General features: G+C 57.9%; 18 protein-coding genes and 1 pseudogene. 5 read left to right on the top strand and 14 right to left on the bottom strand.

The window, feature by feature from the left end:
• Positions 1-1576 precede the first annotated feature (1576 nt).
• Positions 1577-2020 (top strand): hypothetical protein, encoded by a 444-nt coding sequence (locus AC066Y_RS41080; RefSeq protein WP_478278818.1) that lies wholly within the window; start codon positions 1577-1579, stop codon positions 2018-2020.
• Positions 2010-4130, top strand: a complete 2121-nt coding sequence (locus AC066Y_RS41075) for a type IV secretory system conjugative DNA transfer family protein (protein WP_478278817.1) — start codon at positions 2010-2012, stop codon at positions 4128-4130. The genes AC066Y_RS41080 and AC066Y_RS41075 overlap by 11 nt, the downstream gene beginning before the upstream one ends.
• Before the next feature lie 39 nt (positions 4131-4169).
• Here the strand turns inward: AC066Y_RS41075 and AC066Y_RS41070 are convergent, their stop codons facing one another.
• Positions 4170-4355, bottom strand: a complete 186-nt coding sequence (locus tag AC066Y_RS41070; protein ID WP_165126703.1) for a hypothetical protein — start codon at positions 4353-4355, stop codon at positions 4170-4172.
• 288 nt (positions 4356-4643) lie between these two features.
• On the opposite strand from AC066Y_RS41070, the gene AC066Y_RS41065 reads away from it, so the two are divergent.
• On the top strand, positions 4644-5501 hold the full coding sequence (locus AC066Y_RS41065) for a replication-relaxation family protein (protein ID WP_478278816.1): 858 nt from the start codon (positions 4644-4646) through the stop codon (positions 5499-5501).
• A gap of 410 nt (positions 5502-5911) precedes the next feature.
• On the opposite strand, the gene AC066Y_RS41060 is transcribed toward AC066Y_RS41065, so the two are convergent.
• Genes AC066Y_RS41060 through AC066Y_RS41045 form a run of 4 tightly spaced genes read right to left on the bottom strand, consistent with a single transcriptional unit; the run spans position 5912 to position 7981 of the window.
• Positions 5912-6790 (bottom strand): HesA/MoeB/ThiF family protein, encoded by an 879-nt coding sequence (locus AC066Y_RS41060; RefSeq protein ID WP_478278815.1) that lies wholly within the window; start codon positions 6788-6790, stop codon positions 5912-5914.
• Positions 6787-7302, bottom strand: a complete 516-nt coding sequence (locus AC066Y_RS41055; RefSeq protein WP_478278814.1) for a hypothetical protein — start codon at positions 7300-7302, stop codon at positions 6787-6789. Before AC066Y_RS41055 ends, AC066Y_RS41060 begins: the two co-directional genes overlap by 4 nt.
• The gene (locus AC066Y_RS41050) at positions 7299-7709 is read right to left on the bottom strand and encodes a hypothetical protein (protein ID WP_478278813.1); all 411 of its coding nucleotides are present in this window, start codon (positions 7707-7709) and stop codon (positions 7299-7301) included. The genes AC066Y_RS41055 and AC066Y_RS41050 overlap by 4 nt, the downstream gene beginning before the upstream one ends.
• Positions 7709-7981, bottom strand: coding sequence for a hypothetical protein (locus tag AC066Y_RS41045; protein WP_478278812.1), 273 nt, complete (start codon positions 7979-7981; stop codon positions 7709-7711). Before AC066Y_RS41045 ends, AC066Y_RS41050 begins: the two co-directional genes overlap by 1 nt.
• A 161-nt stretch (positions 7982-8142) precedes the next feature.
• Here AC066Y_RS41045 and AC066Y_RS41040 point away from each other — a divergent pair, with 161 nt between their 5' ends.
• On the top strand, positions 8143-8490 hold the full coding sequence (locus AC066Y_RS41040) for a helix-turn-helix domain-containing protein (protein ID WP_478278811.1): 348 nt from the start codon (positions 8143-8145) through the stop codon (positions 8488-8490).
• Positions 8487-9011: an ImmA/IrrE family metallo-endopeptidase gene (locus AC066Y_RS41035; protein ID WP_478278810.1), complete on the top strand. Its 525-nt coding sequence runs from the start codon at positions 8487-8489 to the stop codon at positions 9009-9011. The genes AC066Y_RS41040 and AC066Y_RS41035 overlap by 4 nt, the downstream gene beginning before the upstream one ends.
• Positions 9012-9481: 470 nt before the next feature.
• Here the strand turns inward: AC066Y_RS41035 and AC066Y_RS41030 are convergent, their stop codons facing one another.
• The 9 genes and pseudogenes from AC066Y_RS41030 to AC066Y_RS40990 form a co-directional block, all read right to left on the bottom strand.
• The gene (locus AC066Y_RS41030) at positions 9482-10561 is read right to left on the bottom strand and encodes a DUF3616 domain-containing protein (protein WP_478278809.1); all 1080 of its coding nucleotides are present in this window, start codon (positions 10559-10561) and stop codon (positions 9482-9484) included.
• Positions 10562-10732: 171 nt separating this feature from the next.
• On the bottom strand, positions 10733-12742 hold the full coding sequence (locus AC066Y_RS41025; RefSeq protein WP_478278808.1) for a phospholipase D-like domain-containing protein: 2010 nt from the start codon (positions 12740-12742) through the stop codon (positions 10733-10735).
• 244 nt (positions 12743-12986) lie between these two features.
• Positions 12987-13796 carry a S1/P1 nuclease gene (locus AC066Y_RS41020; RefSeq protein WP_478278807.1) on the bottom strand — a complete coding sequence of 270 codons (810 nt, stop codon included), beginning with the start codon at positions 13794-13796 and terminating at the stop codon, positions 12987-12989.
• Between the two features lie 408 nt (positions 13797-14204).
• Entirely contained in the window at positions 14205-15473 is a 1269-nt protein-coding gene (locus AC066Y_RS41015; protein ID WP_478278806.1) for a cytidine/deoxycytidylate deaminase family protein, read from the bottom strand.
• Between the two features lie 78 nt (positions 15474-15551).
• Entirely contained in the window at positions 15552-16157 is a 606-nt protein-coding gene (locus tag AC066Y_RS41010) for an HAD family acid phosphatase (protein ID WP_478278805.1), read from the bottom strand.
• A 207-nt stretch (positions 16158-16364) separates the two neighbouring features.
• Positions 16365-18254 carry a GMC family oxidoreductase gene (locus tag AC066Y_RS41005; RefSeq protein ID WP_478278804.1) on the bottom strand — a complete coding sequence of 630 codons (1890 nt, stop codon included), beginning with the start codon at positions 18252-18254 and terminating at the stop codon, positions 16365-16367.
• A 14-nt stretch (positions 18255-18268) separates the two neighbouring features.
• Positions 18269-18853 (bottom strand): sugar dehydrogenase complex small subunit, encoded by a 585-nt coding sequence (locus tag AC066Y_RS41000; protein ID WP_478278803.1) that lies wholly within the window; start codon positions 18851-18853, stop codon positions 18269-18271.
• Positions 18854-18950: 97 nt separating this feature from the next.
• Positions 18951-20255 carry a hypothetical protein gene (locus AC066Y_RS40995; RefSeq protein WP_478278802.1) on the bottom strand — a complete coding sequence of 435 codons (1305 nt, stop codon included), beginning with the start codon at positions 20253-20255 and terminating at the stop codon, positions 18951-18953.
• A 547-nt stretch (positions 20256-20802) separates the two neighbouring features.
• Positions 20803-21236, bottom strand: a pseudogene (locus AC066Y_RS40990) (hypothetical protein); the annotation flags it as partial.

The following is a 21236-nucleotide window of genomic DNA, read 5'->3' as shown; positions in this document are numbered from 1 at the left end:
GACACCACCAGCTCAACGGCTTGCCGCTTGTACTCCTCGGTAAACGACCGACGTTGACGTTCCATTCGACACCTCCGCGCTCAATGAGCCTACTACAGGTGTCCACTCATTCGGAGGAGGTTCACAGCGTCGTCCCAATGACCCTACCGTTAGAGCGAAGTTTAACTCCTATCGATTTTCGGAGCACAAAGAAGAGGTGATCGATCTTCTTCGTCGGGTCACACGTATCAGTGTTGATACACAGAAGATTGTCACGCAGATGCGAAGTCACGAAACAAAAACTCGGCATTGAATGCGCGGCCGCTATTTGCGGCCGCCATCAATTACCGTGAGCCGCTTGCGTCGATCTGGTGCGGTCGGGACCGGCGCATTGGGCTGCGTTGCCTGCGCAGCGTCGATAATATGACAGGTTCAGTTACCTACCTAGAGAAGCGCGCCGCGCTGCAAAAGCTAGAGCGCACTTCAAATATTTACGCAGCAGTCTGCAATTTAAGATAGCATAATGGCGTCGGCTGACACTTAACAGCCGTCGCGACGGCTCCAAACAAGGAGCTAAGCGATGACTGGAAAGGAAGTGGTCAACTGGCGTGGACTTAAGGCACTTGGAATTCCCTACAGCCGTACACACTGGTTTCGGCTTTGCGCTTCTGGAGAGGCACCGCGGTTTTTCAAACTCGGCCGACACAGAAACAGCCCGCCAGTATGGTGGCTGCACGAGATTGTCGAGTGGCTTGAGGCTCGCGCAACGGCCAAACCTGCCGACGCTCCGAAGAAGTAGGAGCGGGGCTGGCCCTCCAAAGCCAGCCCTTCCTTCTAGAACTTTCCTGTCGAAGCATCTTATCCCCCGCCGTACGCCCCGCCTTTAAGGTAAGGCGGGGTCAACGGATGGTATGCGCAAGCCTGGGGCAGCATGTGTCGTCGACAAACCGGACTTCTGCGCGCGACTTGCGTGCCTAGCGGCACGGGGTGGCGACGCCCGCGCCGCCGAAACCCATCAGCGGACGCGATCACTTGTGCGCCGTCTTAAGACACCAGAGTAGATGGAGTATAGAGACTCATTTCAAAGCACCAGATGGAAGGAGAAAACAACCTTAGATTCGCTAAAAACGATAAGACTATGCGGGCTCGAATGTTGTTCGCTGTGAGTGACTGGACCCAGTCGACGTTTGATTTTCAACTCTATTTCAGGATCTCGATTTCTATCCTCTTCATTTTCCGTGAGTTTTGAATTTCGAAATTTTTGCAATTGCGAACGAGCAAGTCCGCACCTCGGATAGGTTGGCGTGCGGCACGAGGACGGCCAGCTAAGCCGTACGATCGAGCGCCGTTCCGGTTGCTCCGAGGTACCGCTGTGTAGTTGCAATAGCCCGGCGTCCGCTTCGCGCTGTCGCGCGTACCGTCCGAGCGCTCGTCCTCAAGCAGATCGGGCAGACACGACCTGACGCGCGCCAGACCAGGGCGCGCGTCCAAACGTGCTCGCCCGATTGATGCGGCGCATCAGCACCCATCGCGGGAACTTCTGGTCTTTCGCATGTCGAACGTGCATACTCATTTCTTTGCAGAGGAGGGTTACTCCATGCAACTAAAGCTCAAGCGCTCACAACGCACGGGCGGCATGCTAAGCGGCAAGGTCATCTTCGCTCTCGATGCACGCACCGATCTCACGCCCGATGAAAAAGGCTTAGTGAGTAAGTACGGCCTTGGAAAACTGGTCGTATACGACAGCGAGGCCCGCAAGAAACATGGCGAGTCTGCCTACGGCCATTTAGATGAAGGCGCCAGCAGCACCGTTGGACGCTCGCTGTGGAAAAACGCCCGCGGGATTGCAAGCGCCGCCATGATGGCACTCTCGCTGCGCGTCACCGTCGAAAGCTTGACGAGCGGCCAACACATCGAGTGCAAGGATCTCGACGAGCTGCTTGGAGCCGAGGCGGCCATTCTCAACGCGTGTAAGAGTCTCAAGGCCTATCTCGAAACGGCGCAGACCTTCGACGGGCGGGAGGAGGTCGTTGAGTTCTAAGCTCCCAAAATACGAACGTCCTTCTCCTTTCACCCCGTTCCTGCGTCGCTTCACGGACGAGCGGGCACGTGAGCTGTCGGACACTATTACCCTATATGACCAAGTACGCGCGGCGCATTGCGGATCAATGTGGGCGCAAGAAGATTCGATCGCACGCGTGAATGCGCACGTTGCAGAGCAGGTCAGGGAGATTATTGAACGGCCGGCGCCAACTACGGTTATGAAGGCGTTGGATCGATGCCAAGAAGAGATCCTGGCCCTAGAAACGACCATCTTCTCCTGGCCCGACATGGACCTGAACGCCGCGACGCTGTCCATCCAGGAGCACGTGGACCTGCGTCGCTTTCTCCGTGCGAAGCAACACTTTCTCGCGAACGACGAGCGCGTAGGCGATCTGCTCATTACGGCTCTACGCAATGTTGGTTGGGGCTTTATTTCCAGCTTGCCTGAATTGTCCGAGAGCGCGGATGCTGCGCCGCTGACGGTTCCGCTCATCTGTCTGCTGCGCAATCCGCATCAAGTCGTGGACAGGATCATCGGCACGATCTGCAAGCAGGGGCAAGTGGAGGCCGGCCTGTTTACGGCGTTGTACGAGCGATTGTACGCCAATTTATGCGAGGCCTCGGGGGTTTCTCCGGAAGATGAGAAACATCGAAGGCCGATGATCTACGCAGCCGACTCCGAGCTCCCGCCGATCGAGCTAGTCGAGACATATCTGAAATGCACTCCCTTCGTCGACCTCTTTCTTTGCCCGGTGTCCTTTAGTATTCCTGCAAAGACCCGCTTTGAGCACCAATGGATTGTTGCGCCGCCAGGCGCCGGAAAGTCGACGCTCCTTCAATACCAGATTTTGCGCGACCTCGAGCTTGTAGCCGTGGAGCAAGCGTCCATCGTCGTCATGGAAAGTAACCGCGACCTCATCAAGGCGATCGAAGGGTTAAAGGTGTTCGCGCCGGGAGAACGCCTCGACGGCAAGCTGGTCATCATTGATGCCGAAGACATCGAATGGCCGGTCGCTCTCAATCTTTTCGACGTGGGGATCGAAGAGACGCAGTTCTACTCCCCTGCCGAGCACGAAGGTTTCCGCAACGCCGTGCTCGCGCTGTACGACTACATCTTTAGCTCGTTGCTGTCGGCGGAGATGACCAGCCGCCAGAATACATTGTTTCATTTCACGATCGAGCTGCTGCTTACGATTCCGTCAGCTACGATCGATACCCTCATTGACTTGATGCAGCCCCGCGGCCTCACTCAGTTCGATCAGCATCTGTCCAAGCTCGATCCGGATGCGAGGCGGTTTTTTGAGCTGAAGTTCAACAGCAAGGAGTTTGATCGCACCAAGGAGCAGGTCGTTGATCGCCTATTCGCTGTCAAGCGCATCCGGACGCTCTCGAGAATGTTCGCGGCGCCGAAATCTAAGTTCGATTTTTTCACCGAAATGGGCGCTGGGAAAGTCATCCTCATCAATGTCCCACAGAGTCTCCTTCAAGAAGAAGGCGTCGAAATTGTGGGCCGCTTTTTCATCTCAATGATCTTGCTCGCCGCGCACAAGCGTCAGCTTCTTCCCAAAGAGCAGCGTCTTCCGTGTTTCGTCTACATCGACGAGTGCCAGGATTTCATCAAGCGCGATCCCAAGATACCGGTTATTCTTGATCAGGCACGTAAGCTCAACGTCGGCTTAGTCCTCGCGCATCAACGATTGCAGCAAATGCAGCCGCATGTCCTCGACGCACTGTATGGCGCGACCGCAGTCAAATTCGCTTCCAAGATCAGTGACGCGGCTGCTCATGCGCTTGCCCGCGACATGCGAACGACCCCAGAGTTCATTCTCAATCAGCCACCGTATCATTTTGCGGCATACATCCGCGGCATGACAAATGCCGCGCTATCGGTCGGCGTGCCGGCGACTGACATGAATGCGATGCCGCGCATGACGCCGGCTGAGCACGCTGCCGTTCGCCAAAGCACCCGAGAACGCTATTCGGTCGAGCCAGCGGCACCGGCAGCTGTCTTGAGGGATGCCGGGAAGCCGCGTGCAACGGTAGAAAAGACGCCTGACGCAGGGCCAGCGGCAGCACCAGATTTTGGCGGCGATGATTGGCGATCATAGCAGATCAAAAGGAAGCCCGCCGAAGCGGGCCTGAAGTCGTTACGTTGCGTCGGCTGCCTTTGAAGGACACGTGCTTGCGCGGTGTCCTGGCTCGTTACAGATCGAGCACTTCGGAATGCGTCGCTCGCGAGCCGTGCCGCCCAATAGCTCATTGAGTTCGGCGTCCAATTCCTCGCGCTTGTCGATCAGATCTTTGACCCGTGCGATCTTGCCGTCCAAGTCCATTTGCATCACCTCCTTCCGTGAACAAATAGTCGATCGACGATCGGTCGTCACCTGCTTGCAGGGATGCACGTCACAACGCGTGCTCTGCTATGTGCCGCTACACGCATGGATGACGAACAGTAGCTATTGTTCACTTTTTATTGGTCGCTCGGCTCTGATCGTACGCATGCGAGGTCGCATCTGGTACAGTCCTCTCTTATGGATGCGACATCAACGTCGGCGACGAACCGTCGGCCTCGCTTTCGGCGCTCGGCAGAACCGGTCCCGTTTCGAGTCACGGAAGGTGATGTGCTGATCCTGCGGCAGTTGCTGCGCTATCGCTTCTTGAGATCCACCCACATTGCGGCGCTCGTTGGCCGCTCACTTGATCGCACGAATGACCGACTGTGTCGGCTGTTTCACGCCGGATATGTCGATAGGCCGCGGGCGCAGCTCGACCACTACCCCACGGCAGGATCGGCGCCGATGGTGTATGCACTCGGGGAACTCGCGGCACACCTTCTCTCCGAACGCGGGCTGGACTGTGCAAACATGGATCGGACCCGAAACAATCGAGAAGCGGGTCGGCCATTCATTGAACATCAATTGGAGATCGTGGATTTTCACGTCGCCCTTGAGCGATCAACACGCGGTCGCAGCGACCTCCGGCTTATCCACCCTGAAGAGATCATCGCGAGCGCGCCTGAACCCACTCGAAGAATGCGAATCCCGTTCGCATTGCGAGCCAGGATCTCGCAAGCCGAGCGCGCGTACGATGTTGGCGTAGTACCGGATCTTGTGTTCGGTCTCCAATTTCCGGACGGCTCCCGCCGTTGCTTCATGGTAGAGATCGATCGTGGCACCATGCCGGTGAGCCGTGCTGACGCCACACAGTCAAGCTTTGGGCGTAAGATGCGAGGGTACCTCCACGCGCATGCTGAGGGAAGGCATACAAATCAGTTCGGGTGGAAGACATTCCGCGTTCTTGTCGTGACGACCGACCAACACCGTACCCGATCGATGGTCGAAGCACTGCGACAGTTGAAGATGCCGCTGGGGCCTGGACCATCGTTGTTCTTCTTCGCTTTACGTGGAGAGCTGCAATCGAGCGATCTCCTCAGTCACATCTGGAAAGATGGAACGGATCGTGCCCTTCGGCTGATTTAGTGCTCTAATGCACTGCCGCAGCCGGAGGCTGGATGGGCGGCGAAATGGCCGTGGACACAAGTGCGCGGTCATCTCAACCTAGGAGAGCCGTGAATGGAAAGACTACAGCGCATCAAGGAACTGCTTGACCAACAAGAAAAGATCGGGCTCGAACTGACAACCCTTCGAGAGCAAGCCACCCAAGAGTTGGAAGCGTTCTCCACCCCGTAGCGAAAGCGTCGCACGAAGGCTGAAATCGCCGCACAAGAATAGACGATCGCCAGTGGAGTAGTAAGGGAAAGGGCCCGCGGGAATGCGGGCCTAGTTTAAGCTTATCCGACGTATCCCCTATACCCATATGTCCCGCAAAGCACGCGCTCTTGTAAAAGACTACTACAGTGAGGGATGGCAAGAGTTCAATCTGGCGCTTTTCAGTAGGGCTTCCTGCCCTTTTGCAGGTGAGGGATACGCAAGTAGCGGTCGATATCCGTGCCCGCCTCTTGGCCGCGGATACCATAGCAGTAGAAACAGTCGGGATCCGGCTTGTCACGCGAGGCATTCACCGTTCCGAGGTGGCCACGATACTGCAAAATGCGATTTGGCTTTCGCATGCCGGTGACGGCAACCATGAACTCCGTTGCAGCAAGACTTGCGATGACTCCGTTCAGGGGAGAAACGGAAGGGCCTGTATGTCCGAGAGCTGCAACGGGAATACCGTAAATGGCTGCAATGCGCGCACGCTCGTCGGCCGATCTGAGGTAGCCGTTTACATCGTCCTCGTCGATCAGACCGAGGCAATGTAGGCAGCCGTCGCCCTCGTGCGAGACACAGATACGCCCACCATATTCGCCGGACGCGGGCACATCGGACGCCAGATCGACGTAGGATTTTGCGTATGCCGCGCAAATCTCGTTTAGGATGAAGCGAGGGCCATCTTCATCGAAGCACCCGAAAACCCAATCAGCAGCCTTGATCAGTTCGAAGGACTCTGGACTCACCAAAGCGGATGGGCAGCCACGCGCGTGCACTTGTGGATTGATTTCGTGAATGAGCCGCGCTGCCAATGACACTTTCGGCGAGCCCGGTACTGGATCGTCCGCACGCGCGCCGATAAATCGGTTACGGTTGGTGTCGTCCAACTCCTCATCATCGATCAGGCCGACCTCTTCTACGCCGAGGAGCGCCATGTGCTGGGCGAGGGGACTGCCGAGTCCGCCGACTCCCGCGATCACGACTTTAGTTTGCCGCAGCTTGCGCTGTCCCTCTTCACCGAAAAGCATCACGTTCCGATGATAACGCGCCTCGCTCATTCCCACCCCCCCAGCGAGAAATTCGTCGGGATCCGCGTTTCGGTGCCCGCCAGCAGAGCGTCGAGTTGCTGCGGCTTGTGGGCATTATCGAGCCAGACCAGGGCATCAAAACCGGAATTCGTGACGACGAGGGCAAGGTAGGGGCGCTTCTTCAGTCGCCACCACATGTGCGGCACCGTCTCCTTCAAGCCGACCCGGTCGGCATAGGAAAAGCCTGCGGGCCAGTCTCCAAGATGGGAGTGCATCTCTATGAGACATGTGCCGGTATCGTGCGCGCGTTTGATGAGTCGCGCCCGCGTCTCGTCCGTCATCTCGATGTAGTCGCCCTCCTGAACCTCGAAATCACCGGGTCCAAGCTTCGCCGCTTCCTCGGCCGCAAACATGGCCTGCTCAGCACGCCGCTCCTCTCGGGCAAAGAGGAACGCGGCCTGCTCATGCACCGGCTCGGGCGGGAGCAGGTGCTCGATGACATCGCGGTAAAGGAGCTCATCTATCTTCAGTATCGTCTTCATACGCCCTCCTGCAGCCTGATCCGGAAGCTACGGCACCAGACCAGCAAGTTCGATCCCTTGCGCACGTCGGCCTTGGCGGTCCATTCCTCGACATCCCATGAAAAATGCCGCCAACTACCATCAAAGGGCGGTTTCGCGGGCGGATCACCGACGTTATTGGCGGGTGGGGCACCCTTGAAGTTCAGATCGAAGGGAGCCAGGAATCCGTAAGGCTTCGTGCCCGGATAATTGGCCTTCACTTGGAAGACAACATCTGTCGTCGATACGGGGGTCTTCCCCTGCTGCCACCCCTCCGGGATGCTGTAACGAGGAAGACGAAACCAATCCTCCCCGTTCAGCTCCGCGTGGTCCACATCGGGATATTGCTCGCGCAGCAGGGCGAGCTCCTGTTCGATGCGGGTTCGCATCAGCCCCGCTTCCAGCGATGCTTCTTGCCGAAGCCGTGACCGGGCTTGATCTCGATGATTTCCCCGGGGGCCAGCGTCCGCTCAACGCTATCCTCGTCAACTTCGATCACGCCTTGCGAGGCATCCCAGCCGCCGAGGTTCGCGATCTGCTCGGTAGTGATCGTGTCTTGGTCCCAGTCGAACTCTTCACCCTCGATGACGAGAATGTATTTGGGGCCTTTGTCCGGATTGCCGCCGGGATCAGGCTTCTTGTCGTGGCTATCCTCAAGCATGTGCGATCTCCATCTGTTCGAAAGCACGCACTCAAGGACGTGCCCGTGATCCTTCTGTCCCATATAAGAAACCGTTCTGTCAAGTTTAACAAACCTCTTGACGTTTGTCTTACAAACCGTTTGGAATATTGACATTGCGGCGTCAGCCGCTATGATTCGGCATGAATCAACGAGACCTCGACAAGTTCTACAAAGCCTTCGGGAGCCTACTCCGACGCAATCGTGAGAATCGGCCTGACCTAACCCAAGAAAAACTTGGCAGGCTCGTGGGTCTATCGAGGACCTCGATTACAAACATCGAAAAGGGGCGACAGCACATCGCACTGCATCAGCTGTTTGCGATAGCCGAAGCTCTAAAAGTTTCTCCGGCAGCCCTGCTCCCCGCCCATACGGACGGAAGCACTACCTCATGGTTGACGGAAAAACTCCCCCCTGGAACCGAAAAGCAAATCACTGACTGGGCTGAAAAGCTCGTCGGAGGATACAAGTCGAAAACGGAGCAGTCATGACGCGGGCAAGAACCCAAGAGGCAATAAGAAAGGAAGCAGTAGAGCTATTAAAGAAGCATCGCATCAGAAAGCCGCCAATCCCCGTAGAACAAATTGCGCAGGCGCTTGGCGCGGAGGTGCGTTACTCGCCATTTGACGGTGAACTCGCCGGAATGCTTGTGCGCGGCGAGGGTGAAACGATCATAGGGGTGAATTCTCTGCACCATCCCAATCGTCAACGTTTTACAATTGCACACGAATGCGGGCATCTCTTGTTTCATAAGGGTGACGTTCACATTGATCGAAGCTTCCGCATCAACAAACGCGACGCAGTCTCGGCAATGGCGATCGATCCACAAGAGATAGAAGCAAACAGATTTGCTGCGGAACTATTAATGCCTGCGGACATGATCCTAGCCGACATCGAGGAGCGTGGCATCGATGCAGAGGACGAGTATGAGCTGAGAGAACTGGCGCAAAAATATGAAGTCAGCCTGCAGGCCATGACGTTGCGCGTAACAAATCTCCTCGACTTCTTCTGAGCAATAGCGGTCAGAACCCCACCGGCGCGGTCCAATTTGCGTTTCGCACAAGCAAAATTAACTGTCGGTGCGCAGGAGGCTTCTCGGGACGCCGCGGAGCTTCCGACACTCTTTGCGATATCACCTCCGAACGCTAACCATCATGCGGTTCGTCCAGCTCGGCGCAGTCGCAACCGACGGGCGCCCATGCGCGCTGACCGAGCTTTATCAACGCGAAATGCAATGACGGAACATTAGCACCGAAGTCCCGCTCCCGAGCAGACAACTTCGTAGACCTCATGGACTGCCTGAAGAGTATCGCGCAGGCGAAACTTCCGCGGAAAGCAAGAGGCCACGGAAGGCTGTGGTAGGTCAGGCGGATGCGTGTTCGCAGGAAAGCGCGAGTGCCACGATTGCTAACCAGCTCGTTTTCATGGCTTCTCCAGGGCGTTACATCCTAGTTCGCGGGGCGGCATTTGCGGTGCGCAACACTACGGGGCCTCGATCTCGGCCGGCGTCGGCGCGCCTTCCTTTTCGCTATCAAAGAGGATCAGCACACGAAGTCCGGACGAGGTCCTGTCCAACGACAGGAGACCTTCCGGCTTTCGCTTCGGATCGAAGGAGGAAAGCTCGGCGAGCCGCCTGACATCCTCGCTTTCGCCATCCCAAGAGTAGATCGCATAAACGCCGGGCCCATCTTCGACAGGGCCCGCCAGGATGAGGACGTTATTCTCAAAGACCGTAAGGTCGCGCACGCCGCGGCCGTCCCCCAGAGGCAGTCGGAAAACCCGGTGGTTTGATCCCGATCCGCCGAACAGGGTACCAATACCGACGGATAGAACGATGGCGCGATTGCCGTCCAGAACAGGTCCCCGGAATCCCGCCAGCAACACGAGATCATTCTTGATCGCAATGCCTTCGATCGTCAGTCCGTTTTCTTCAAGCCGCTGGTCCATAAAGGGAGCAAGCAAAGGCTCCGCCGCGATAATCTCCCTCAGTCTCGGTGTACGCTCGATCTCAGAAGCATTGCCGTCTTCGCCCGTAGTGCGGAAGCGGACAATCTGGCTGCTGGCTGAGATCCGCGCCTTGATTTCGGCGGCGTCATCTATGGGATCGAGCTTCCCCTTCTTGTCGCGCGGATGCCCGTGGGAGCCCATCACGTAGTAGAAACCGCCGGCGAAAGCGACGCCTTCCCCATCGAGCTCCAGCTCCTCGCCCTTGAACTTGTCACCGATCAGGCTGACGGTGGCACCGGCAACGAGTTCTCCGTCGGTTACGAGGACGAATTGCGCATCCTGCGCATTATCGTCGATCACAAGGCACGAACGGGGAAACCCTTGCGCGGCCGCGCAGGCGATGCCGCTGACATCCCTAGCCTTGCCGCCGCCCTTTCCAAACAGCTTATGTGTAACCGGCCAGGCGTCGCCTGGTGCGCCAAAAAGGGGATCGGCGCTATCCGCGGCGGCAAGGCCGAGTAGCAAAGCGCCGATCCTGCTTATACTCGCAAAAGTCATCAGCGCGTTACCCTCGACAGGCGGCAGCTCACGCAGAGATAAGACGATTGTCGCCATTAATGCTGAGAGGAGACGATTTTTCGTCAGTGGACTTCGTCAATCTCGCGTGAGTGTACAAGACGTTCCGAATCCGTCAAAAACACTTCCAGGGAACCTAGTCCTTGAAATCAGTGTTTGCTGGAATGCGGCCTTTGGCCAAGGCTTCCGCCTCGTCGTGAATGATGGCGCTTAAAAACCTCGGTCGCTTCTTTCTGACGGTTTTTTCTTTTTAACGGCCTTCTTCTTTTTTGCGGTCTTTCTCTTCTTCGCAGCCTTCTTCGATTTCTTCTTCACGGCTTTCTTCGACTTTTTCGGAGCGCTCGTTCCCTCCTCCGCTTTCTTGGCTTCCCTGGCCGCTTTTGCCTTTGCGCGTTTGTCCTTTGCCCGCTGTTCTTCATTGACAAATACGTCGGGATCGTGCGCCGCCTGCGGCGCCCATGTCAGACCGCGGTCCGCGAAAAACATGATCCTGCGGATGCATTTGAAATTTCCATTCTGAAAGAAAGGCGCAATCCACACCGCGCCGGTATCCAGGATGGCCGCCTTCCTCTTCGCTTCTTCCTCATCCTCATGATTCACGGCCGCGCGGTTGGCGGTCATCCGGAAAAAGAAGTGACGGAAGATGCGATCGAACTCTGTCATGTAGATATCGGCGACGCGGGTGTCGCCCCGGATGAACAGCATATTCTCGTCGTTCGCCGTCAGCGACGCGCCCGAAAAATTAGCCGAGCCGGTGCAAACGAGCGGGTCATCCGACAACGAATCGATCAGGAGGAATTTCGTGTGAACGAAGAACACAAACCCTTTGCCGTCCTTTCGCGCCAGTTCCTCATCGACGAACCATTTTTCGAGCGGGAAATTCGCTATGGGAACGAGTTTCGTTCCGCCTGCGCCCTTCTCTTTTTTAAACGAAGTCTTCGTGACCTTCCCGAGTACCGATCCGTTCGACATGATAAGACGGCCGTGGCTGTCCCGCTCGGCCTTGCGCGCTTCCGCTGTGGCGGGCTTTTCGAGCAGCACGAAACGCATGGAATCTTGCTGCTTTCCGAGCGAACGAAGGAGGATGGGATCGACAGTAAAGGCCGCGGTGAACATCGATGAGGTCCGCGCGTCCTCAATCCGCTTCCCGTACCAGTCAAGAAGATTGTCGGCGATGCGCGGAGAGAAGAACGTCGTGACGGGCGCCTCCGGCACGACGTTCGGCGGATTTGGCGTAAGCCCGATGACCGCATCACGCGCCGGCTTCGATGTCGGGTTTTCCGAGAGGACTTTCCAGTACTCAAAGTATTTGTTTGGAATCGAAGAGGGGTCCCTGCTGCTGTCCGTGACAACGTGCCCGACATTGGTCTGTCCAAGAAAACCCGACGGTGTGAAGTTGACCGAACCGGTCCAGACCGCTCTCGGATGCTCGTTTTTGTCCAGCCAGACCATGAACTTGTTATGTGGTGTTTGTGGCCGAGTCCGCTCGATCAATTTTGACCGCGGCAGGCCGACTTCCTCGATCGCGCCGTCATTTGCACCGGTCTTGTGGTAGATGATTTTAACGTCAACGCCGCGGCCAAGGGCCGCCTTGAGCGCATTCAGCAAAGGCACGTATGTGAATTCGTAAGCAACGACGCGAAGCATCTCTCCCGGCGGGACGTTGTTGATATACCCGACGCACGCTTCCTCAAGTCCCCGAGACAGCCATTTCGACGTTTCTTCGGTCACCCGGTTTTCGTCGTCGACCTGGTTGTACATTTCCTCGGTCAATTCCCGATTCTGAAATTCGACCGAGTATGCGCGGCTTGCGACGACGCCGCGATTGAACCAGACGCCATGCTTGCCGTCGTTTTCTTTTTCGGTTGTAACCTGGACGGTGACTTTGTGTCTTGGCTCGAGCGCGCCGGGCTCGCCGTACATCGCCATGATCGTATATTCGTATTCGGTGTCGGGCTTGGCTTCATAATCGGACCAGAGAAAGCTCTGTATCGGGTGTTGAAGCGTCGAGTATTTGGCACCCTGCACGGGGTTTGGAACGAGCCTCTCGAAAAACTTGGTGCCGGTCAGCCAATGGGTTTGTCCCCCGCTTGAGACCTGAAAGGCAAACCCCCTGAGGCCGCCACGCTCCGCGGGGGCGATGTCGATCGCCATCAATACCACGCGGGTACCAGCGATGGCACTCACGCGCAACGGCCCATCAGCTTCCTGCTTCCTCATTTGTGCCCCTCAATCCCGCTTAATAGATACAACTTTAACGTGAAATCTTCGTATGTCGAGGCGCTTGTTAAATCGGGTGTCTCGGGGCCAATGCAGCCGGACCGCTTCTCGTTTCACTTAAAACTTAAAAACAGGACGATGTTGCTGCCCGAGACAAGACGCGAGTCCACTGCGGCCATTGCGCACGGTTAGTTCGACATAAAGCCGGGCCGCAAAATGTCGGCACATCCAAAACGCGAAAACGTCAATCGCCGAACGCTGTGTTAAGAAGTGTGCTTAGCCGAACGCCGGCTTTCTGCAACTGCTCCTTCACAATAGGCTCGTTAGCTTTCAAATAGTTTGCATCAATCGTTACGCCTCCGTCCGGCTTGTCGCAGGATTGTCCGTGCTTCTCGCAATACTTCGTTCCGATGGCTTCGGCGAGGGTGAAGGATTCGTTGGCCCAGTCCCGCGGATCGGACGCGTTCCACTTCGCTTTCATTTCCGGCGTGATCTCGTCGGTGAGCTTATCGGCGGCGTCAGAAACGTTGGTACCTACGGCCGCCTCAAGGATGCAACTGTCCCAGGCCGAATGCAGGTTCGCCGTGCATTCTCCGTTGACCTGAATTTCGTTGCCGCCGCGGTCGTCCTCAAACGACACATGCAGGGGTTGGTGTATATCGCCGACCCAATGCCCGAGGAACTTGAGCGCGATCAGCCTGTCCGCCTTCTTCGCGCCTTTGGACGCGATGATCTTTGAGTCGTTCAGGATGGCGGTGAGCGCGCATTTCGGCGCGGTCGGGCATTCATCCGACGTGAGGCCCTTGGAATCGCGCGGCAGATTGACGAAATGCTCCGAGGGGCGTTTGCGTGGATGATCGGGAAACACGCAGGATTCCGAGAAGGTGTCGAACTCGCTGTCGGACCTGATCAGTTTCCGGATCGCCGCCCGCGTGTCGGGCTGCGCCAGCCTGAAGGCGATCTCGCAGACGATTTTATGTCCGGTATCGCCCCATGCCGAAGCTGAATTGCAGAGGGCGAAGAATGCAAAGAGGGCAATTAAAAAACAACGCATAATATTCCTCCTCGTTAGAGCGGTCGCAACCTATCACCCACAGGTTGCAGTGTTAAGCCCAGCGGCGCCGTTTTGATGCTTGCCCGATGTGTTTATTGTTGCACCTTTCCCGGATAGAACTTTGCAAATTCCTGACGCCGCCCGATAGACGTTCCGTCAAGGGAGTCGGCATCGCGGTAAGCAAGGCATTCACTCGCTTGCGCACATCGGGCTCAAGAAACGACTGCGCGACCAAAGCGACAACCGCATGACCCTCGTCCCCGGACGCCATGCTCCGAGTAAGCTGCGCACTTAACGCCGGACGCCAATGTTGCCAGGCCTACTGTCAGTCGGTTCATGACTTCATCTCCCTCTCAAGACGAACGCCGTGCGCCCATGTTTACTAGAACGCCAATCGTGCAGACAACGCTACAGCTTGTGCGGTGAGCCTCGATAACCTTCTGTATCGGCGTAGACGAAAAACGCTCTCGCTTTGTAAAGGCATTCTTGGTTAGTTAAAATATCCTTGTTGTCGGGCCTGTTCGGAAACTTCCAGTCACGAGAGGCGGGATCGAGGTTCAGGGCGTCGAGCTTGGCGCCACCGTCCTGAAAGATATTCAGTGCCGAATCGGTGCATAGAAACGACGTGACGGACGGAGCAAAATCGGGCTTGCCATTGTCCGGAACAAAGAACGCGCCGCTCACGATGGTCGGGTCCTTGTGGTTGGCGGCCTTTGCAGCAATGATATTCTTGCCGAAGGCAAGATTGGCATCATTTAGCTTCTTGAATTCATCGAGCTGAATTTCCGATCCCGCGATGGGAATCGGCGCTCCCGGCAGGCTCGGCACGGGCTTGCCTTGCCAATCCAGGATGGCGTTGCCGCGCGAGTCCACCCCTGCAGTGCGATTGGCCAGATTGTACATCAGGTTGCCGATCTTGTATGCGGTGAAGTCGTTCTGCAGATAGACGATCTGCCTGACACCGGCGAGCGACATCACGCCCGAGCACTGCGCGCAGGATTCCAGAGATGTATAGAGCGTGACGTCATTGAGCGACGCAATATGCGGCTTGTCGCTGACCTTCTTTCCGGTCTTCCAGCCGTCGAACACATCGGTGAGACTGAACAGCCGGCGCACCATGCGCGATTCCGCATGCTCCGCCGAGCTTCGGAAAAAGTCGTTGTGGTTGAAATCGAAGTCGATAATCTCGCCATTGCCGTCCACGGCGATGCATGCGATGTTGTGGCCGAGATAGCGATCCCAGTTCACGCGCAGCCCGTCCGGATTGGCGATCATGTCGCCGCGATAGCGCTGCGGCCTTTCCGGCAGCTGAGGTCGATCGCTCTGGCTCTGCCGCAGCGGATAGGTTCCTAGCGGGCCACGCTTATTGCCGTTCCAGAACCGGACGATCAGCTTCATCAGCAGGTAGCAATAGATCTTGTGCCGGTCCCTCACCGCGGGGTGGCCAAGCTCCGGCGCATCTCGCCGGATGCCGGAGCTGACATCGACGAGGTCACCGAGCTGCCGGTTCCAGTTCTCGACAAGGGGCACCTGGGTGTCGAACCCGGGGGGCGGCGCCAACAGGGACTGCGCCGACGCAGGCGCCGACCCGGCCACTCCGAGCGCGCTTGCGGCGCCCGCGGCCGCCGTCGTGGTCGCGATGAAGTCGCGCCGGTTGACCTTGTTTTCATCGCTCATCGCAGGGCTCCCTGCATTATCTGGCTTTCGAGACCCCGAAGCAGGTTGTGCTTGCCACAGCGCGGCGCCGCAGGCGTTTCAATCGATGAAATAGAAGGGGTTTGGCAGCTTGAAGGCGCATTCGGCGGAGCCGCCGTCGATGTCGCTTTGCTGATCGCCGATAGTGGCGATGATGGTGTAGCCGGCGCTGGCAATCTTGGCGCGTTCGCTGCTCTTGAACGGCACGATCGAGCCGCCGTCAGCATCGGGACGGGTGATGAGCTTGGTCCAGCCCTCGAACCCGGCGTGATCAAGATTGAGGAGCGTCGCGTCACGCTGACTGTTGCGGCGGCCGGTAATGAAGAACACCGAGATGTTTCGAGCGCGCATCGCGTTGAAGAAGGTTCGCGTCGGCTCGATGGCCGGCGCCACGGCCATGTGGATCCATTCGTCGAATCCGCAGGCCATCGTCGGCTGCCGTGTGCATGGACCGCCCTTGATGAAACCAAAATTGTTCTCACGGACGTTCTCCCAATTGCTCAGCGACGTCTCGTCGATATCGAGCACCACGGCGGGCATCTTGACCTGATCGGCGCGGCGTTCGACATAGGCGCGCGCATCGGCGATCACCAGCGCGATATCGTCGGCATAATTGCCGGCCTGATACGCCACCAGCTGCTTCTTGTGCTTGTCGATATTGAGCACCGGCTGTTCCGATACCGGAATCCGCGGCTCGCGTGGCGCAGGACAATCGTCGGCTCGGACAGCCGCTGGTTCGAATGCTATGAGCGCTGCAACGAGCGCCATGACGGCAAGCGCTGCTCTCCGCTGGCTGGAATACCATCCGGCGCGGTTGCGTTGCGCCGTGTTCACGTCGAAATCATGCATATCTCTGCACCGTCCTGCCGCCCGTCATTGGTGCGGAAAGTTGTCGACGATGTCGTGGGCCGTTCGCAGACATAGTGCCGCGAGCGTCAAGGTTGGATTTGCGGTCGCAACCGTCGGGAAGCTGCCGCTGCCGACCAGGTAAAGATTTTTGTGGTCCCATGAGCGCTGCATGTCATCCACGGCCGAATCGTTCACACTGGTGCCCATGCGGTGGGTGCCGACCAAATGTCCGGCGCCGTAATATTTGATGCGCTCCGTGCTGCCTTGCGGCCATTCGAAAGTACTGGGATCGTCGGCGTTGGGCGTTGTGGTGAACTCTTCGGCTCCCATGTTCTTGAAAATTGCTGTTGCGGTGTCCTTCGCCGCGACCAACCCCTGCTTGGTGTATTCGGACAGGTTGTAGCTGATCTGCGGACGCTGCAGGCTGAGATGGTCCTTGAACTGGTCCGATAACGTCACCTTGTTACCGGCGTCAGGCGACTGCTCGATCAAGAAACCGAGACGGAATTGACGCGATAGTCTGTCGTTGAGGGTGGTCGCTAGCTCACTTCCGAACAAGGCCTTCGGGATGTCGCTGGACTTGATCCCATTGAGACCGCTGAAATTGATGCCGTTAACGAAGTCGACGGTGGTCGTAAAAGGATCTCCCAGCGCGAAATTCCATCCTTCATTGCCGATTTCGATGCGGAATGCGCCACGGTCGCTGCGGAACTTGCCGTCCCGGCAAGTCTCGATACCAGCCGTCGAAAGCGGTCCGCGATACCCCCACACCGGCTTCGGCGCGAGCGCCCAGGCCAAATAGAGCGGGTGGTCCATCAGGTATTTGCCGACGAAGCCCTTGCCATCCTTGCGGTTCGCCACGCCGTCGGGGGTCCGCTCGCTCTTCGACATCAGGAGCAGTCGCGGCGTCTCGATGGCATTGCCTGCCAGGACATAGATCTTCTTGTTTCCAGTCACGCTGCCGCGCTCGACCGGAGGCCCCTTTTCATCCTGATAGCGAATATATTCGATGCCACTGACGCGACCGCTCTCGTCGACCTGAACGCGCGACGCAACGGTCTTGTACATGATATCAACACGGCCGGTGCGCACCGCGTCGGCCAGCGTGACGCTCGGATCGTACTTGGCCTGGATCGGGCAGATCGGAATGCAGTTGGTATTGCCGGCGCAAACACGGCGGTTCTGATAGGGCTGCGAGTTGCGGGCGGCCGGCGTGCTCGCCACCGCCCATTTGATATCGTCGAGTCCGTGAGCGGATATCTTCAGGCTGGACAACCCGGCTTCGACTGCAGCGTCGACCTTCGACATCACGACCTTGGGCATCGGATAGGAGTAGCCGGGCCTGAAGCTGATATCGAGATAGGACTGGTCTGCGACATCGGCAGAGACACCGATCTCCGTCTCAGCATCGCCGTACCACTTCTCCAGATCGCCGTATTTGATCGGCCAGTCGACGAAGCGGTTGAATCGCGTCTTCATTTCGAAGTCGCTCGGCAGGAAGCGCAGGCTGGTCCCAAGCCAATGCCGTGACGTGCCGCCATTGATACGCTCGTAAGTACTTGCAAAGGGCAGCGGTCCTTGCTGGATCAAGTAGGATTGCTTGGGATCTTGCCAATCACCGAACCTGTATCTTGCTCCCAGGCTAAGTACAGTCGGACGACCGGCATTCACGGAGCCGGGATCGACCAGGCCGTTGGCGTCGAACAGCTCCGGCGGATACGGACTCTCGGGCACTTTCGCGGTCGCGTTGAGAAACCGGTTCATGTAGCCGTTGATATCAGGCGGCAATGGCTCGCCCGCCTCGAGAATGAGGACCTTCCTGCCGGCGGTCGCCAGCACTTTGGCGATCAGCGCTCCGGCAATGCCGGAACCAACAATCACGACATCGGGGTCCGGCATTCTTGCGGCGCACATGTTCGGAGTTCCCTTCAAGAGATGTAAACATCGAGCTTCAGCGGATCATCGGCCCAGTAGCCGTAGCGCAATTCGCTGTAGCCCATGGGATGCGCCTGCGCGACGCGCCAGGTCCAACCCTGTGTATAGGCAGTACCTGAAATGACCTTCACGGGATCAAGCGGAAACGGGTGGTCACCCGGCTGGTTGTAGGTCGCAAGCTTCTTCGGGTCGTACCAAGCGCCCAGATACCAGGCGAGGATGATGCTCCGTCCGACATATTTGAGCTTCGGATCGCTCATCACCTTGGTCGCCGCCGCGACCGGGTTCTTCGGGTCCGGATCGCTGCGAACCATCTGTAGCAAGGTCGGGAAAGCCGGGTCAGCCTTTGCCGCGTCGAAATACTGGTTCTTGACCTGAATGGGATCGACCGTCGGCGCTAGTTTGAGCGCCGCAATTCCGGTCAGCACGGAGGACAGTGCAACAAACGAGCGCAAGTCGTCCTCATTGGGCAGCGGCGTTGGCGCAGGAGGGGCCGCAGCTTCGGCTGATGTTGAGAGCGAAGTTACCGCTCCCGCTGCGGCGACACCGAGCATTTTTCGTCGAGTGAGATCGGTCACGATATCCTCCGGGGCTTACCTGCGGTTGGCCGGCTGAAATGGAGTGAGCTGTCATCCGGTTTGCCGTAGCGGCAAACCGGCCGCACGCTCCGCTTTGTCACTGCGCCTTCTGCGCTTTCTCCAGGATGAATGTGAAGTCGGACGCCGTCGCCGGCACATGCTGAGTGGTCGCGTTGCCGTGGCATGCCATGCAGCTGGACGAGGCCAGCGGGACCTTTCCCTGGCTGTAGGTTTCCAGCGTCGTGTTCGCCAGGTAGGTCGGTGCCGGCGCGCCGAGCGGATCTGTCTTGCTGTCGTGAGCGCTCGGCCATTGCGTCGCGAGCAGCATGTAGTTTTCCCAGGCGGTGCCCCTCAGCAGCGCGCGGAACGGCTTATTCAGGTCCGACACCTCTTGCTGGACGAAGCCCGGAATCATCTTCTCCCTGACGACCTGGCTCCTGTAATCGCCCTTGAACTTCAGGGTCAGGTCGGGATCCCAGGGCTGCGGAGGCGTGTCATTCCTGGCGGGGCAATTCGTCTTGCACGCGGCGTTGAAGAAGTTGTAGCGCGGCAACAGATTGCCGCTGGCGACGTCAGCTGCATCGGGCGCGTTGCTGACGTGCTCGAACGAAGTCCAGACCCACTGTGGAGCGAAGTCTGTCTTGTGGCCGACATGGAAGCCGACCAGCCCGAGCTTTTTCTCAACGCAGGCCGGGCCAATCTTGGTGGCTTTGCCGCCGGGAAAATAGATCAACGCATCGGTGGTGTGAAACTGGCTGAGCGAGTTCTGGTTCTTGACCGGATCGAGAATGCGATAGGAGACCTTGAGCATGATCGCGCCCATCCGCCCCGGAATGTCAGTCCCATCCGGCCCTTTCCCCGGACTGTTGCCGATCGGGAATATAATGGTCTCGCCGAACTGCTGCTGGCCCTGCTTGCTGTAGAGGCCTCTTTCAACGATGAAGTCGAACATCGGTTGGTTCATCAAGATGTCGAACAGCGCGAAGTTGCCGTCCTGGTCGATCAAGGGGCCGGTCTTGAACGGCTGGTTGAAGGCCTCCTCGCCGAGCTGGAACACGATCTTGCCCGGACCGTCGAGCGGCTTGCAGGCATCCGGCACATTGCGGGTGCCCCAAATGGGTTTATCGCCATTGCTCAGCATCACGTCGGCGAGCGGCCGATAGTTCTGCAGGTCTTCCCACTTGGTGCGCGCGTCGCCGCCGGGCCGCGGGCCCTTGCCGATGGTCTTGCCGTCGGCCGGAGAATTCATCGCGATGAAAGTGAGCCAGGAATAGAAATCAAAGCCGCGCTGTAAGTTGGCCATATCGGGGCCAGGTCCACTCGTGACCAGCCCCTTCTTGCTAACGTTCTGCTGGCAGGGCTGCCCCGAGGTGAGCAGGTCGCGCGTGATCGGCGTGGCCACGGGCGGCGTCTTTGACCTGTCGGTATCCGGCGTCACATTGCAGTTCGAAACCGGGGGATTGACTTTGCCGGCAGGGTCGGATGAAGCGCCCGCCGGTGCCTGGGCGAGCACAGGCCAACTGAGCAGGGTGACAATTGCTAAAGCGCTACCGACGGCAAGCAGACGAATATTGCGCACCGCTACCTCCTGCGATTTGACGGAAAAGTCTACCGACGCGCGAATACGCTAATTAATTTTAAGGAATCCCGTTTCATCAGTTGCCTCTTCCGCAATGTAGTCGCCGGGCCACAACGGCCGAAAAGCAAGGCGGGCAGCCAACCAATTGCTCAACCCTTGGCCTAAACGGCCGTAACGCGCGAAATCAATTCTAGCGCTGCGGGTATCAGGCCGAAATGCTCTTGGCAGTGGACATCCACAACCTTGCATTGTCAAGTCGGAAAGGGCTGCCCTACGGTGCAGGCGGGGGATTGTCGCTTCCACGACTAAGGCGATCTCAATCTAAATGCTCGGCGGGTGAAGGCGGTAGGGTCGGGGAGATAGATGGTTATCAGTCGCGACTCAGAGCTTGATCAACTTGCCGCCGTTTTCCTCCAGCTTGCTCAAATTGGACCATGATGGATTGGAGCGAGAGTTCAATTTCTTCAAATGGTTGGGAGGCGCTGGCTCGTAGCGATGCCATGCGGCGGCAAACAGCCGCCACCCGCGCAACGCCAGGCTTTTCCGTCTCCAGCACCATCGCCCGCTTTTGCTCGTCGGTGAAGCGCCGACGCGTCCGACCGTCCGTTCCTTGCGGTGTCAAGCGATACTTACAGCGCGCGCAACTAGAGCGGTTTTCGGTTGATGTGAATCGGAACAGGGGGTTCCCAAAAGCGCGCAAATCAGATTCGGGTTGCTTTGACAGCAACAGCGAGGTCGCGCGATGGCGAAGGGATACTCGAAGGACCTCAGGGCGCGGGCGGTCGCACTTGTCGAAGACGGCGA

The sequence above is a fragment of the Bradyrhizobium sp. USDA3010 genome, from assembly GCF_056429065.1.
The sequence above is the reverse complement of the archived record's forward strand: the minus strand, read 5'-3'. Positions and strand labels throughout refer to the sequence as shown.